Origin of the sequence: Priestia koreensis (assembly GCF_001274935.1) — a bacterium.
Lineage (GTDB): Bacteria > Bacillota > Bacilli > Bacillales > Bacillaceae_H > Bacillus_AG > Bacillus_AG koreensis.
In genome coordinates, this window is record NZ_LILC01000016.1 from 24,486 (window position 1) to 39,993 (window position 15,508).

Consider the following 15,508-nt stretch of genomic DNA (forward strand, 5'->3'; position numbering starts at 1 on the left):
CTCCTCCCTTTATTATTGAATTTCGTATAATTTTAATGATCCACCCATTGGGGATGACGTTTTTGTTGATTGCCATTTACTTGATGATATTTCTTTTCCGTTTTTCGTAATCCAGTTCAGTACATCTGAATTTCCTGCTTTACCTCGTCCGCCTGATGATAGTAAGAAGTATTTCACCTCGCCGTTTGCGACCATTTTTTTCAGTTTAGACACGGTCATAATCGGATCCGATCCTGAAAATCCTCCCATTGCCATGACCGCTTTTCCTGTTTCAATGATGTATGGTGATGCGGTATTTGAATCCGTTGTCGCAAACAGGTATTTTTCTCCTGTATTGTGTTCGGTTAGATACGTAATCGTTTTCGCATCTGTTTGACCACCCAGCATGCCTCTTCCCATTCCACCTGCAGTACTTGATGTAGGACCTGCTTCTGGAAGCATGCTGTTGCCGCCATAAATAATCGGTGTTGCCGCCCAAAACAGTGGCGCTACAAGAAGCACAAACAGCGCGGCAAGCGAAACAAAAAACGATGCTCGGTTTTTGCGTTCTTTTTTGAATAGAAGTACGGCTGATAACAGAATGCCTGCTACGCCCACTCCGATGATCAACCCTTTTCCAATCGTATCAACCGTCGGCATCAGCATGTACAGCTGAAAAATCGTTGTTCCAAGAAGTCCAGCTGGCAATAACCAAGCTCGCCAGCCTTCACGATTTCGGTACATTTGCATCAATGTTGTCCATCCCGCACCCACTAGGACTGAGATCGCTGGGGCAAGCATAATAAGATAATATTGATGAAAGAATCCTGCTACGCTGAAAAAGCCCGCGATCGGAACTAACCATGCCATCCAGAACAAGCTTTCTTTTTGTTTTCTCTTAAGCTTTTGTTTTCGTCTAAATGTAGAGAGGAACCCAATTGCAGCCATAATCGCAAATGGCAGAACCCAGCTAATTTGCTCGGAAAGACCTGTTTTAAATAAGCGAAGTGCTCCAGGTGTTCCTGTTCCAAACATTCCACCGCTTTGTTTTCCCATTTGAGGAGGCGTTCCCTTTCCATTCTCACCAGACATCTGCGGTGGATTTCCTGCTTGATTATTATTTCCTCCAGGCATTTGTGGTGGCGTCATGCCTTGCTTTTCCATTTGCTTCTGCATTTCCTTCTGCTGCGCTTTCGTTAAATTCCCCGGCATGCCTTGAGGTGCATTACCGTTTTCCATCATCTTTTGCATTTGCTTTGCATTCGGCATGTTTCCGCCACCACCAGGACCGTTTTGCCCAGTTAGACGAGAGACGCCGTTATAGCCAAACGCAAGCTCTAGAACAGAATTTGTTTGACTGCTCCCCATGTATGGGCGTTTGTCAGCTGGAATAGCATCCACAACGAGTGCCCACGAAATAGATACAGCAAGTAGTACGGCTGTAGCTGTCGTTAAAAAACCAAGCTTCTTCTTCCAATTGATCTTCGTAGCTAGTACGTAAAATAGATAAAAAGCTGGTAAAATCATGTACGCTTGTAGCATTTTCATATTAAAGCCGATTCCCACAACCGCAAACGATGCAAGCAGCCACATCAGCTTTCCTTTTTTCGTTGCCTTAAACAATAACCACGTAGCGACTAAAAGCGTACACACTAGCATGCTATCAATATTGTTTGTTCGACTCACAGCGGCCACGATCGGCGTACAAGCCATAACTAAGCTTGATAATCGAGCAGCTGTTTTACCAAAGCTTGGTTTTACAAGAAGATAAATGAGTAAGACAGAACCAACTCCTGCTAGCGCCTGTGGTAAAATAACGCTCCATCCGTGGAAGCCAAAAATATATGCGCTAACCGTTTGAATCCAAAACACAACGGGCGGTTTATCGACCGTGACGTATCCCGCGGGATCAAAGGATGCAAAGAAGAAATTATGAAAGCTTTGAAGCATACTTTTCACCGCTGCCGTATAATACGGATTCACATAGTCATCCTTCCATATATTAAAAATGTTTAAAAAAGCGGCGATCAACATAATAAGGATGAGTACAAAATCAAACCGCCTTGTTTTTGCTTGTTTCATTATTTTCACTCCTTTTTCTTATCTACGAGTACTATAAAACGACTCTGTGAACTGAATATGAACGTTGGAATGTTTTTTCAAAGTTTCTTCGATAAGGACATTCTTGCGCTTTATCTTCACGTAACAGGTAAATAAAAAGAAGAGCATCCATTGGATACTCTTCTTTTGTATGACTTCAGTAAATATTACGCAATAACATAATACATTCGCTAAAGATTCTCTTGTTTGGTGATCTGCATGATGAAAGAATTTCTAACGCCTTTCTATTTACTCTGTATAGTTAATTTAGGATACACGAGGTTTGCCTTATTCTTATTTCATTTACTAATGAATACACTCCCGTCTTTCATATGAAGAAGTTAAAGAGGCATATGAAGAAACCTTCTAATACGTGCCGAAATTGGTAACATATTATACTGACGATATTTCCATAAACATGAATATCAGGAAACTCTTTCTCCTACTTTGAAAAAAATGATCTACCTGCATTGAGGCTACTGAAAAAGGCCTTAAAGGATTGCGTTCTTTTCAACAGTAGACGGTGCTTAAAGGAAATTCGTTACGTTTTTGATCGTTCGTATCATGTCGAAACAAAGTAACCATTTATATATAGGAAATTTTCAGTAATAGAAGAAGGACGTGATTGCATGATGAAAGACCAATTGCTCAGATTAAACTTCCCTTACTATCCTTTTCGCAGTGACATTTAAGGTGGATTTGGATATATTTAGAAGGAGAATCTCATTTTACTTAAGAGAAAAGCTTACTTAAAATGGCCGTGTAGACGGCAGAAAGGAACAGAAACAGTTGTTAGATCATGTATTAATTCGTAAAACGAACGCAAGTCTCATTTCCACATTGCTTGTTTCAATCCTAACAGCTTTTTATTTAGAAATTCGCGGGATAAATGTAGAACGAACAATGACAGATTATATACTTATCACAGCAGGAATCAGCTTTTTTGTAGGACTGTGGACGATTGTCTATATGAATCTATTATCTTTACTTGCTGGCAGATTAGGAACATACAGCTCATTACGTCTTAACGGTCTATACATTGGAATTTTGAGCGTATTAGGATTGCTAGGAGGATCTTATTTTGGAAGTCACCAGGGAATTTCATTTTGGGTCGTCGGCTTCTTCATCGGTTTTTTGTATGGATTCGTTGACGTTTTAACCGTTCGTTTGTTAGAAAAATTTTACCCTACCTATCCTCTTTATTTTATTCCTATTTTGCTGTTTGTCGTATGCTCGTTAGCAATCCTAATTATATTTTAGTTTTTAGTGGAGGACGCCCTTTTTTATTGTAAGCAGAAAGAAAGCCCGGAAAAAATCCCGGACTTTCTTTTATTCGGCGCTGTGCTCTTCTTCGACTTTCACTACTTCGATGGCCTTAATCTGATGACCGTCTAAATCTTTAACTGTAAATTGATATCCTTCGTAAACAATTGAATCGTCCACCTGCACATCAATTTTTTGCGTTAAAATCCAGCCTCCGATTGTATCAATCGTCGAATTATCAATATCAAGATGTAGCAAGCGGTTTACGTCCGCAATGAGTGCTTTTGCTTGAAGTTTGTAGTGGTGATCACCGACTTTTTGAATTTCAAGCTGCTCCTCTTCGTCAAACTCATCTCGTATTTCTCCGACGATCTCTTCTAAAATATCTTCCGTCGTAACAAGACCCGCCGTTCCACCATATTCGTCAATTAATACCGCCATGTGAATACGCTTCTTCTGCATAGCTAGTAGCAAATCGTGAATGGCAATGGACTCAATGACTTGAATAATCGGCTTCATGTACAAATCAATTGGCTTTTTCTTAATCGAGTCATCGATGACCACGTCATTTAAAATTTCTTTCACGTTCACAAGACCTAGCACCTGGTCTTTGTCACTGTCACTTACAACCGGATAGCGCGTGTAGCGCTCCTTAACGGCAAGATGCAGAAACTCTTCAACCGTTTGATTGCTTGAGATAACCATCATTTCTGTCCGAGGCACCATAATCTCTCGTGCCACACGGTTATCAAACTCAAAAATATTGTTCACGTATTTAAATTCAGACTGATTAATCTCCCCGCCTTCATAGCTTTCAGACAAGATAATGCGCAGCTCTTCTTCACTATGTGCAAGCTCATGCTCTGATGCAGGCTTTAGTCCGAATAACCCCACTAACACACGCGCAGATCCGTTTAAAATCCAAATAAACGGAAACATGATGCGATAAAACCAAATAAGCGGTGTAGCAAATAATAATGTTACGGTTTCAGCTTTTTGAATAGCAGCCGTTTTTGGCGCAAGCTCTCCCACTACAACGTGCAAAAATGTCATGACTGCAAACGCGATACCAAAGGATAAAAAATAAGAAGCTGTAGCAGACAGCTCTAAGCTATCAAAAACCGGATGAAGAATCTTTTCAACCGTCGGCTCCCCAAGGGCCCCGATTCCAAGAGCTGTAATGGTAATCCCTAGCTGACAGGCTGATAAATATTCATCCAAATGCGACGTTACCTTTTTAGCGGCAAGCGCCCCTTTTCTTCCCTCTGCTACTAGCTGATCCACCTTCGAGCTTCTCATTTTCACAATCGCAAACTCGGCTGCCACGAAAAAAGCCGTTAATAAAATTAAAACCGCAACTAATATTAAATTAATGGTTATCAAATATGATTCTTATCCTATCCATGTAGGATAAGAGTCCACCTCCTGTTAAATAGAAAAATAGATTAATAGTTGTATAGGCATTCCATGTTGCACTACCGTCTATTCTTACATATGCCATACTTGAACAACTGCTAAATTGATACGTCTCTGCCCCATGAAATCACCCCCTTAAAGAAATCGTTTCATTTTTCTTACTCATTCATACGAAGACAGGATTCAAAAGTTTCATTTTTTCGTTCATTTTAAAAAAAACATACATCTAGCTGTCACAATAAACAAGTGACCCCTCCATAAAATGTATGCTATGGTGCATATACACATTATTTTTAGCAAAAAGGAGAGTAAGATGAACACCCAAAGCTTTATCACCATTTTTATCATTTACGTAACCTTGGACATTTTAAAAGGCGTTCACCTTACCAACAGCTGGATCATTAATCACCTCGTTGAATTTGCGGTATGCATGCTCGTCTTTTATATCTTCTCAAGCGTTTGGCACTTTTTTATGAAAAAACAGCCTCATAAAAACGGTTAAAAACGCTATGAATGTATGAAGAAAAAGAAGGCTCCACAAGCATGTAAAAAAGAAACCATAGGCTCTTTTTTATAGCTTTCCTTTTCATGTGTAAAATAATGAATCACATATCCATTCACCGGATATTTATAATCTAAAAAAGGCCTAGAGAAATTTTTATACTCAGGCCCTTTTCCGTAATATTTTGACGTTCTCTTTTTGCGCGATTGATTTCCAAGTAATTTATCTATTTATTTAGTCATGATCGGAACCCAGAGTTCATTTCTAGGCTTATGTTTTTGGGGATAATAACATTCGATACAAGGTATATCCGCAAGTTCATATCCAGAAGTTGGAACCCACTCTACATATAATCGTTTCCAGGCATTCGTGATACCTGGAAAAACAGCCCAAGTTCTGTGATGAATCGTGTGCGTTTCCAAACCAATTGGAGCTTTTCCATCATACCGGACACCCATAAAGTATGTAAATTCCTCATCCGTAATGGCGGCCTCTTTTCCACAAACACCCAAAAGGCTTTCAAGGGTGCATTTTGGCTCTTCCCAAGACATGTCAATTAACTGCTGCATAAATCCGTCTTTTTTGGCGCCATTCCAAAGCGTAGGAATTGTTTTAAAGGCTCTACTTGTTTTAACCACCTTACCTTTCCCTACAACTTGCAAGTTAAAATCAAGCGTCTCAATTCGATAGTCCATTTTGATATCCCCCTCTATTAAAATAATTTAAATCATCATACTATTTGTCACGTTTGAAATATCCCACCCGCTTATACGACTAATCCGATAAACGTTTAGCATACATTCAACAATGACCCATGCACCGATTCCGTACAGAACGCTTGCTATATTTAAATTTGCTACGTAGTTCATATGCTCACCTTTCATTTTAGTATTTTTCAATATTTTACCATAAAATTAACATTAAAGGCTCACAGTGATTGCTTCGCTAAACGATCTAACTCTTCTTCAATCTCCTTGACGTCGATTCGTTCGAAGAGCGGTTCTACACCTTGAATTGTTGTTTCACTTATAGAAATGGGCAACCACTGCCATTCTTCTATTCCTAAGAGAGTTTGTATTTTGGTGCTTGAAAACGGTAGAAAGGGCGCCAAAAGCTGTGCAAAATTAACGATGCTGTACACACATGTTCGAATTGTTTTGTATCCTGCTTGTGGGTCCTCTTGTCGCTGTAGCCACGGTTTTTGCTCATCAAAGTATTTATTGACCGCGCGAATCCCCTGAAAAATCTCCTCTAACGATCGTTTAAAGGCTGTTTTTTCAATTCGTTCTCCAACCGTCTGATACAGCGTGGAGACAAGTTGTGAAATAGAAAGATCAAGCTCACCGTTTGGAAGAAATCCCTCATAATACTTCTCAACAAATTTCAGCGTCCGGTTTACAAGATTTCCATAAGCACCTAATAGTTCACCGTTGTGACTTAAAATAAATTCGCGCCATGAAAAATCCGTATCGCGATTTTCTGGTGCATTAATCGTTAAAAAGTAACGAATGGAGTCAGGATCGTAGCGCTCGATCATATCAGGAACCCAAACAGCCCAATTTTTACTCGTCGATAGCTTCTTTTTCTCAAGAGTCAAATACTCGTTGGAAACAATATGCGTCGGAAGCGCATCGCTGTTCATTCCGACTAAGAGAGCGGGCCAAATAATCGTATGAAACGGAATATTATCCTTTCCATGAACGTAATAAGACGTGACATCCTTTTTCCAAAATGTTTCGTATGATTTTCCGTGCTTTGTCCCCCACTCTACGCTCGCAGAATAATAGCCAACTACCGCCTCAATCCATACATACACTTTCTTTTCCTCGTAGCTCTTCACCGGAACAGGTACGCCAATTGGCAGATCTCTAGAAGCTGCTCGATCTTGCAGTCCTTCTCGAAGATAACGTTTCGTCAGCTGAACCGCATTGTCACGCCACCCGGTGCTCTCCTTTACATACTTCTCAATCTGCTCCTGCAGCTGACTAAGCGCAAAATAAAAGTGATCCGTTTCTCTAACAGTCGGATGATCGCCACAGACTTTACACGTCTTTTCTAGCAAATCAACGGGATCTAAAATCGCGGAGCATTCCTCACACTGATCGCCTCTTGCTTCCTGACCACAGTGAGGACAGATGCCTTCTACATAGCGGTCAGGTAAAAACTGCTCGCACGTATAACAATACGCCTGCTCGGTTTCCTTTTTATAGATCCAGCCGTTTTGAATAAGCTCGTTAAAAATACGTTGTACAACATGATGATGATTTGGTGTATCGGTTCGCGTATAGCAGTCGTAAGAAAACCCTAGCTTTGAAAAACATTTATAAAACTCCTGGTGATAACGATCGGCAATTTCTTTCGGTGCGACCCCCTCTTGTTTGGCACGAATTGCAATGGGCGTTCCGTTACAGTCACTTCCTGATACATATAAAACTTTCTCACCCTTCATTCGATAATACCGTGCCAAAATGTCTCCTGATAATAAACTAGCAATATGCCCTAAATGCAAGGAACCGTTCGCATAAGGCCAAGCTCCTCCGATAAATACCGTCATATTTTGTTTCCTCCTTTAGTAAAATGAACGCAAAAAAGCCCCGTCCCTATCTGCATTAGATAAGGACGAGGCTATAGTCTCGTGGTACCACCTTAATTTATAAAAGGCTCACACCTTTCATCTCAACAAGTACGGAGCATTCAGCTCTTATACTGTGACTATGGTAACGAGCGCCAACTCTCGTGGTAGCCTACTCATGTACAAACACGTTCAGCTACACAGGCTCAGGGACCATTGTTCAAATGATAATTTTTGCTTCTTTTCAGCATCCGAAGCTCTCTGTGAAAAATCTTTTCATCCTACTTTTCCCGTCTTCGCCTTTTAATCATAAGGTTAAGATTATTATAATCATCTTTACCTCAATAATCCAACTGTTTTTTCAATTTTTTTACATCCATCACTATATCAAGCATCTTTGCCGTTGCGGATCTCATTCAACTTTTCATTTCTCTTCCCCGCTAAAAAAATGTGCCATCATGACCGTATTGTAGTATTTTCCGTCTGATAAGCGCTTGTCTGCTTTTAATACGCCTTCTACTTCAAAACCAAGTCTTTTGTATAGATCCATTGCATGCTTGTTCGTTTCAAGTACACGGAGCGTCATTTTTTTCATTTGCTGCTGATCGGCCCATTTTAGCGATTTCTTTAGCAAATTGCTTCCAATCCCGAAGCCCCAGTGTGTCTTTTTCACCCCTACTCCAAATTCAACGTGATGTGAAAGGCGCTTTAATTCACTTCCCGAACAGCGCGAAAACCCTACTAGATTTCCCTCGGCCTCTGCCACAAGAAAAAGGCAGTGTCGACTACGTGTATCTTGCCCAATGAGCTCTTGAAATCCTTGCTCATCAATAAAACCCTCACCGGGCTCACGATCAAAATGCTCGGTTTCGCCGTCCACTTGAAGACGTAAGGCGGACAGTTCCTTTGCGTCGTCTTCTGTAGCGGAACGAATGATGTAAAACAGATCGTTTCGTTGAAAAACTCGTGGAGACATCTTCATCGCTACACCCCTTTTCCATGATTAAGTTCAAAGTGCGCTTCTCTAATTTCGACTAGCTCAACCATCGGGTTCAATTCTTTAATACGTTCTGCCAGGGTTCGCACGCCAAATATTTCGGTAAACGTGTGACTTCCTGCGATGAGATTCATCCTTACAAACGACGCATATTGAATGCCGTATAGCGTTGCTTCTCCGGTTATGTACGTATCGCATCCTTGTTCTAGCGCCCATTTTAGATGGTCAGTTGTATGACCTGCACCTGTTAAAATACCCACTCTTTTCACGGGTTGATCGTGATTCTTCCATCCACGGACAGGCTCTTGAAGAGATGTACGCATACTTTGTAAAAGTGATTCAAATGAAATAGGCGGATTACATAATCCTATCCCCGGAAGATCACCCCCGTCATAGATGGAATAGCGTTCAACGTTTACTCCAATCACGTTCATAAGAGACGTAGATGTGCCAAACTCTACAAAGTCAAGCGGTGCGTGAATATAGAAACTGCTAATCTTATATTCTCTCAGCTTGTCAACACATGCCTCTCTTAATCCGTAAAGGAAATCCCATGCGTCGTGATGCGTTACAATTAGATCCACACCTGACTTATGTGCATCTTCAATAACCTCTAACGATAGATTGGTTGCATACCCAATTCGTTGAATGCTGCGGTTGGCTTCATATATGAAACCATAATCATCATCAAATTCTTGAAGAAGCTTCTCAGGAAAAAGTTTCGTGATGATCTCCTTAAATTGCCTCGTATCCATTCGTTTTCTCCCCTATCTTCTGAAATTGTACCGTGCAGAAAATTATTCCATTTTTTCACACATTCGTCACTATCTTGTTTTACAAAATAGTTGACTTCCAATATTTTCTGTTCTATCATGTATTACAAGATACTTATTTCCTAACAAAAGGAAATCTTATCAGTTTAGATTAACTATCTTGCATTACAAGGGAGCTGGGTAATTGGCAACAAGCACACAAATGTTAAAGGGAATTTTGGATGGCTGTCTGCTCGCCGTCATTGCACGCGGCGAAACGTACGGCTATGAAATGATTGAAAAACTTGAGCAGTATGGCTTTCACATGATTAGTGAAGGCAGCATTTATCCCGTTCTAATGCGTATGCAAAAAGACGGACTCGTTACAACGGTCACAAAAGCTTCACCTAGCGGGCCAAAGCGAAAATATTATTCCATTACGGAGCTGGGAACAGAGCGCCTAGAGGATTTTGAAGAAAAATGGAATGACTTATCAAAGGCGGTAAACACGCTGTTTCATAAACAATAAAGGAGTGATGTTCATGTTATCTAAAAAAGCCGAACAGTTTTTAACGGACTTACATCTCTATTTAACAACGTATGGAAAAAATGAACAGGAAATTAAAGACATTGTAGAGGAATTACGAGATCATCTTATAGAGGCCGAACAGCGCGGGAAAAATATTGATGATATTACCGGGGGTTCTCCAAAATCCTATATGAAACAAGTAAAAAATGAAATGCAAACGGATAAAAAGGAAATCTTGTCCCTTCTCATGCTTTTCTTCCCACTTTCCATTGCTTACATTATTTTACCAGACGCCGTACAAGGAGAAGCAGCGTATACGCTATTAGAAATGATTGGTTACCTGTCTATTTTCGCGATTGGGCTCATTTTATTCATTGTCATTGCGCGTTTAGATAGCTTAAAAGTATTGTCTTCTTCCGCCCAAATGGTGCTCTATGGCATCGGTGGAGGATTACCGCTTGTCTTGTTCATCGCTATTAAACTACTAAATAAGTGGCTAGAACTGACACCTGTCTGGACCGCAACACCTTTACAAAATAACCTAATTATCATCGTCTGCTCACTCTATTTTATCGTATGCTCCATCATGATGAAAACGTGGTCGACGATTGTCGTTCCGCTTCTTATTATCGTACCAACACCTATTGCCTCTTACTTCACGGATTCCGAAAAATCACAAGCTATTATTAGCGCTTCTATTTTAATGGGAGGAAGCTTACTTATTTCACTTTATCTATTTTTTCAAATGAAGCGCGATATGAAAGAGACTCAATAGAAAAAAACGGCAGTGATGTTACTGCCGTTTTTTAGTATGAACTAACAAAATACCAATTTTGATCCATCTTCGTAATCTCTCTAAAATGAGCATCAAAGGCTTTTCCAGACGGTTTTTTATGAATAGGTACATAAACGAAACCAGAAAAGTTATCCATTGCTCCTAAATACGTAAAAAAGAGAATACTGTACCCACCGCTCGTTTTTGCAACGACTACTTCACCACCGCCGCTTGAAAGATTCTTAAATTTCGATGGTAAAGTGATCAATGTAGGCTGATCCGATACGTTTTTGCTGAGCTCGCCGCTTTCAATCTTTTTTACTACTTCTTCTCTTTTGGATTGATGCAGCTCAAAATCAACTCTTAAATTAATTTGATTAAATGGAACCAAAAATAAAACAGCAATCGTAATGACTTGAACGGTGAACGGCTTCCAGTCTTTGTGCTTAACGAGTTCAATGACCGCTTTGATCGTGACCACAATAAAAAAGCCAAACAGAACGAAAGCAAGGGGAAGCAGCATAAATTCGGTGATTACATCAACGATTTCCCACTTGAAAAATTCATACAAAATAACCAACACACTACTGATGATGGCCAGTAGAAACCATTTATTTTGTTTCACTGTTGTTCAACTCCTGATGAAGGAAATCTCGTGTACGTACCCTCACAAATGACCTCAAATATTGTAAGTACTATGTATTCATTCAAAATGGACAGCTTATTTTAGCACACCCCCTTTTCCTTGAATAGCTTTCTTTTTAGCTTATATTTCCTTACAAAACAAAAAAACAGAAAAACCACCGTCGTTTTCCTCTGACACATAGTTAAATAGAATAAAAATCTGGTTTTATTCCCCCTTACGTACCCTGAATTTCGATAATACTTCGGCCACTCAAATAAGCATGACCCGTTGTCAGCTGTTTAACGGTTTCAAATCCGTACTTTTCGTATACGCGCTGAATACTCTCATTAATAGGAAAAATCCATAGCGTTTTGATGTTTTGTTGCAGCGATTCCTTTTTGATCTTATGGAGGAGTGGCCCAACTAATCCCTCGCCTCTATACGCCTTTAAAACGGCCACACTTTCTATTCTTCCTTGATCACGATGACGATACAAGCAGGCAGTTCCACAGGCCATTCCGTTGTAGCGTAGTATGTAGTGTACAAAGGCCGGATGCGCGAACTCTTTTTCGAAGGCTTCTCTTCGTATACTCCCACCAAACTCCTCAATGCTGCACTCAATCTCAATTGCCGCTTCTTTATTATGTTTCGTTACGCGTTCAATCGTAATTTCTTCCTGCTTCCGTTCAGTTTCCAAAGAATGATTCCACACTTGAACAGGCGTTTTCAGTTCTTCATACTGAAAGCCTTTTTTAATAAGAGCTGCTTTAAAATCCCCTAGTTCCTCTGTGTTATGTAGGTAAAAGCGCGGTACAATCCCCCTTGACTCATAAAAAGTAGTCACTTCATGAATTACTTCCTCTGAATTTTCCGGCTGGGAAGCGAGATGCGCATGATTAGCATCATAATAACGCGGGTTATCTTCATCTACAAAAACCGCTCCCCAATTCGTTTGAATTCTTTTCGTAAACGTTTCTAAATATGCAAAATCTAAGTCCATAATTTGTTGGAATGTTGCCATCGTTTCTGTCCTTTCATATGATGTTCTAGTTGAAATTACCGTTTCTTTATGCAAAAATAATTGTAAGTATTTTCTAAAATTATAAGATTGATAGGAGAAATTGTCCAATGTGATTTCTTTTTGTGAAACGATTATGACAACCATATAAGTGTTGAAAAAATCAAGGTTTCTAGGTCATGCCCCTACCTTCTAGCCTTGTAAGGGCATGTACAAGGTAGCCTCACAAAAGGGGATTTAACAATGACAAAATCTTTTTACTCACTTGCTTACGGGCAATCTTTTGCTAATCTCGGTGATGTGTTTTACATTGTAGCGCTTATTTCCACCGTCTATAACGTAACAAACTCGATGTTTTTCGTCGCGCTCGTTCCGTTTTGCAATACGATGGCTGGCTTTTTAAGCAGCTTTCTAGCACCGTTATTTATTGATCGGTATCGTCTAAAGCATCTACTAGTCTATTCGCAGCTCTCGAAAACCATCTTAATTCTTGTCCTATCCATCTATAGTACGTTACATGGATACAACCACTTGTTTCCCGTACTGTTTATACTTATTTTTTTGATTGCGTCACTAGATGGAGTCGCAAACCCTGCAAGCAGCGCATTGCTTCCGCAGCTCGTGAAAGAAGAACACCTCGTAAAGGCAAACAGCATTCTCTCGTCTCTTTATCAAGGTATTCAGCTAGGCGGATGGGCCATTGGGGGAGTAGCAGCCGGCGTTTTACACGCCAACGGACTTTTATGGTTTACGCTCATCTTATATGGCATTTCCACGATTGTCATGAGCGGCATTCGCAATTTTCAAGAACATGAAATGACACCCGCTCCGAGCCGACAGTCCATGTGGGAAGGATGGCGTGTCATTCTTCATCAAAAACAAATGCGTACCTTCCACCTTCTGATCTTTTTTAACAGTATCGCCAATACCGTTTGGGTCTCAGCCATTCTCTACCCTTTTCTACAGGAACGATTACACGTTGGATCACAGTGGTGGAGCTATTTGAATGTTTCGATGCTAATGGGACTCACGCTCGCTGGCTTCATAGGCATGAAATATAGTGAATTTATTGAAACGAAGCACACCCTTCTTCTCATAGGAACAACCGGTATTATTGTTGTAACAACGCTCTCCTTTGGGCTGAATCAGCTTCCGATTATTGCGGTGATCATCATCGGGCTAAACGGAGTGGCGCAAGAGCTACAAAGTCTTTGTATTCACACGACGATTCAGCGGCTTGTAAAAGAAAAACTGCTGGCTAAAGTTTATGCCGCACAAGGTTCACTCGTTATGCTGACGTTTGGATTATCAACCGTTCTAATGGGACTCATCGGTGATCATATTCATATTGTCGCCGTTTATTTACTCGCTGGTGTGTCCGTTGGTAGCTCACTTGTTGTGCTGCTTCTATCGCAGCGTTCAGCAAACAAAATCATAGATCTTGAATTATAAGAACCTAACCTATTACAAAAAAACGCTGTTGAATGTAACCATCAACAGCGTTTTTATTTGATTTAGATCCATGCATCAAAGTGAATTTCTGCTTGAATTATGCTCTACTTTTATTTCAATCAGAATGACTTGTCCTTTTTCGTTCTACCCTTTATTCAAACAGCTGAGAATAAGGTTTGATGACATCTTCAAACCTTGCATCATGACGAATTTGCCTCTTAAATGCCTCTATGACTAGCTTTCCATCCTGCACGTTTCTGGTTTCTTTATAGGAAGGCAATACCCATTGAAGTTGTTCCGTGTACATAAACGTCTCGTCCTCATACAAAAAAACGTCATTAAAATGGACCGTAGCTTCCTTATATTGCTTTAGCTGCGCATATTTCACGCCGAGCATAAAATCAATCTCGCGCTCATATTTTCGGTACTTTCTCTTAACAGTATGAAGAAACGTTAGCTGAAGCTGATGCAGACGACAGACTCTTAATAACGAGTTAACAAGTTCTAAAGCAATGCGCCGATCAACGACCCACATCATCATTACATAGATCACAACCATGATTACTGTGATTACGATCACATTAAACACAAAATTCACCTTTCGTCACCTCATTGCATCTTGACGTTCACATACTCCATTAAAATTTCTTTGTTTTCTTCAATGAACCTCTGATGATTCTTACTTCCTCTTGCTCCTCCCCATCCAACAGAGCAAAAGGCATCGTAAAAGCGGTAAAAAGGGAGAATTTTTGTTAAATCCATCATCGGGCGAATGGTTTCATAGCCTTTTATGTACGCTTCTTTCGTCTTCGGATCTTTCATCCATAGATCGCGGTTCACTTTCGTAAAATCATTTTCCGTTGAGCCAATACGGGCACTCTCAAAATCAATGATCCCGGTTACTTTCTGATCCTGCGTCAAGATATTTCCCGGTCGAAAGTCCATATGAATAAAACACGGACCATCTGGAGAAGGCAAGGTGTCAAAAGCCTCCTCAAAATACGCCACGCTCTTTTTGAAAACTGACGGATTTAAAAGCTCCTTAGCATACGGACAAAAATCGTTAAATTTTCCTTTTATAAAAGCGCGAAATGTACTCGGCTCATAACGTTCAATCGCTTCACTGCCGTCAAATAAAGAGATGGGGACATTATGAAGGCGTCCGTGGCAAACGCCAATATCATGCGCAAGCTCCTCGGTTATCGTATTCGTACACGGAACCCCCTGCACTGCGCTTAATAAAAGTGCTCCTACGTTCTCTCCATCGCCTTCCCAATGATTTAACAGCGATGGTAGCGGAATTTGATCCTGTAGAAGTCGAAGTACCTCATACTCTCGCTGAAGCTTAACCTTGGAATACGGAATTTTCAAAAATACGCGTTCATCACTTTCGAGCGTTAGCTCATATACCGTTGAACTATACGATTCTGGCACGCTGTTAATCTCCGTTACGTGTAGCCCGAAGTGATCAATAAGTTGGTTTACGTCTTTCATTATATCCCCCCGCTAATGTCAGTTTAGCTCTCTC

Annotated in this window: 15 protein-coding genes, 1 pseudogene and 1 other annotated feature; of the genes and pseudogenes, 5 read left to right on the plus strand and 11 right to left on the minus strand. The window is 40.4% G+C overall.

Annotated features, from left to right (window positions below; translation table 11 throughout):
- Nucleotides 1-12: 12 nt before the first annotated feature.
- Nucleotides 13-2,061 carry a glycosyltransferase family 39 protein gene (locus AMD01_RS13135; protein ID WP_053401887.1) on the minus strand — a complete coding sequence of 683 codons (2,049 nt, stop codon included), beginning with the start codon at nt 2,059-2,061 and terminating at the stop codon, nt 13-15.
- 807 nt (nt 2,062-2,868) lie between these two features.
- On the opposite strand from AMD01_RS13135, the gene AMD01_RS13140 reads away from it, so the two are divergent.
- Nucleotides 2,869-3,339, plus strand: a complete 471-nt coding sequence (locus tag AMD01_RS13140; protein WP_053401888.1) for a hypothetical protein — start codon at nt 2,869-2,871, stop codon at nt 3,337-3,339.
- A 69-nt stretch (nt 3,340-3,408) separates the two neighbouring features.
- Here AMD01_RS13140 and AMD01_RS13145 read toward each other — a convergent pair whose 3' ends face one another.
- Nucleotides 3,409-4,725 carry a hemolysin family protein gene (locus AMD01_RS13145; RefSeq protein ID WP_053401889.1) on the minus strand — a complete coding sequence of 439 codons (1,317 nt, stop codon included), beginning with the start codon at nt 4,723-4,725 and terminating at the stop codon, nt 3,409-3,411.
- Between the two features lie 346 nt (nt 4,726-5,071).
- Between AMD01_RS13145 and AMD01_RS13150 the strand changes: the two genes are divergently transcribed.
- Nucleotides 5,072-5,260, plus strand: a complete 189-nt coding sequence (locus tag AMD01_RS13150; protein ID WP_053401890.1) for a hypothetical protein — start codon at nt 5,072-5,074, stop codon at nt 5,258-5,260.
- 230 nt (nt 5,261-5,490) lie between these two features.
- On the opposite strand, the pseudogene AMD01_RS13155 reads toward AMD01_RS13150, so the two are convergent.
- The 5 genes and pseudogenes from AMD01_RS13155 to AMD01_RS13170 form a co-directional block, all read right to left on the minus strand.
- A pseudogene (locus AMD01_RS13155) lies at nt 5,491-5,979 on the minus strand (GyrI-like domain-containing protein); the annotation flags it as partial.
- Nucleotides 5,980-5,982: 3 nt separating this feature from the next.
- Nucleotides 5,983-6,129 carry a hypothetical protein gene (locus tag AMD01_RS24150; protein WP_157052729.1) on the minus strand — a complete coding sequence of 49 codons (147 nt, stop codon included), beginning with the start codon at nt 6,127-6,129 and terminating at the stop codon, nt 5,983-5,985.
- A gap of 59 nt (nt 6,130-6,188) precedes the next feature.
- Complete coding sequence (gene metG, locus AMD01_RS13160) at nt 6,189-7,814, minus strand: methionine--tRNA ligase (protein ID WP_053401892.1); 1,626 nt, start codon at nt 7,812-7,814, stop codon at nt 6,189-6,191.
- Nucleotides 7,815-7,872: 58 nt separating this feature from the next.
- Nucleotides 7,873-8,138 (minus strand) — a binding site (T-box leader).
- Between the two features lie 118 nt (nt 8,139-8,256).
- Complete coding sequence (locus tag AMD01_RS13165) at nt 8,257-8,814, minus strand: GNAT family N-acetyltransferase (RefSeq protein WP_053401893.1); 558 nt, start codon at nt 8,812-8,814, stop codon at nt 8,257-8,259.
- A gap of 2 nt (nt 8,815-8,816) precedes the next feature.
- Nucleotides 8,817-9,584, minus strand: coding sequence for a Nif3-like dinuclear metal center hexameric protein (locus AMD01_RS13170; protein ID WP_053401894.1), 768 nt, complete (start codon nt 9,582-9,584; stop codon nt 8,817-8,819).
- 202 nt (nt 9,585-9,786) lie between these two features.
- Between AMD01_RS13170 and AMD01_RS13175 the strand changes: the two genes are divergently transcribed.
- Nucleotides 9,787-10,110 carry a PadR family transcriptional regulator gene (locus AMD01_RS13175; RefSeq protein WP_053401895.1) on the plus strand — a complete coding sequence of 108 codons (324 nt, stop codon included), beginning with the start codon at nt 9,787-9,789 and terminating at the stop codon, nt 10,108-10,110.
- A gap of 13 nt (nt 10,111-10,123) precedes the next feature.
- Complete coding sequence (locus AMD01_RS13180; RefSeq protein WP_053401896.1) at nt 10,124-10,885, plus strand: HAAS domain-containing protein; 762 nt, start codon at nt 10,124-10,126, stop codon at nt 10,883-10,885.
- 31 nt (nt 10,886-10,916) lie between these two features.
- Here AMD01_RS13180 and AMD01_RS13185 read toward each other — a convergent pair whose 3' ends face one another.
- The gene (locus AMD01_RS13185) at nt 10,917-11,510 is read right to left on the minus strand and encodes a hypothetical protein (protein WP_053401897.1); all 594 of its coding nucleotides are present in this window, start codon (nt 11,508-11,510) and stop codon (nt 10,917-10,919) included.
- A 235-nt stretch (nt 11,511-11,745) separates the two neighbouring features.
- Nucleotides 11,746-12,531, minus strand: a complete 786-nt coding sequence (locus AMD01_RS13190; RefSeq protein ID WP_053402014.1) for a GNAT family N-acetyltransferase — start codon at nt 12,529-12,531, stop codon at nt 11,746-11,748.
- Between the two features lie 240 nt (nt 12,532-12,771).
- Here AMD01_RS13190 and AMD01_RS13195 point away from each other — a divergent pair, with 240 nt between their 5' ends.
- Nucleotides 12,772-13,980, plus strand: coding sequence for an MFS transporter (locus AMD01_RS13195; RefSeq protein WP_053401898.1), 1,209 nt, complete (start codon nt 12,772-12,774; stop codon nt 13,978-13,980).
- A gap of 151 nt (nt 13,981-14,131) precedes the next feature.
- Here the strand turns inward: AMD01_RS13195 and AMD01_RS13200 are convergent, their stop codons facing one another.
- Together AMD01_RS13200 and AMD01_RS13205 are read right to left on the minus strand one after the other, a co-directional pair.
- Entirely contained in the window at nt 14,132-14,578 is a 447-nt protein-coding gene (locus AMD01_RS13200) for a hypothetical protein (RefSeq protein WP_053401899.1), read from the minus strand.
- An 11-nt stretch (nt 14,579-14,589) separates the two neighbouring features.
- The gene (locus tag AMD01_RS13205; RefSeq protein ID WP_053401900.1) at nt 14,590-15,474 is read right to left on the minus strand and encodes a phosphotransferase enzyme family protein; all 885 of its coding nucleotides are present in this window, start codon (nt 15,472-15,474) and stop codon (nt 14,590-14,592) included.
- Nucleotides 15,475-15,508: the final 34 nt, after the last annotated feature.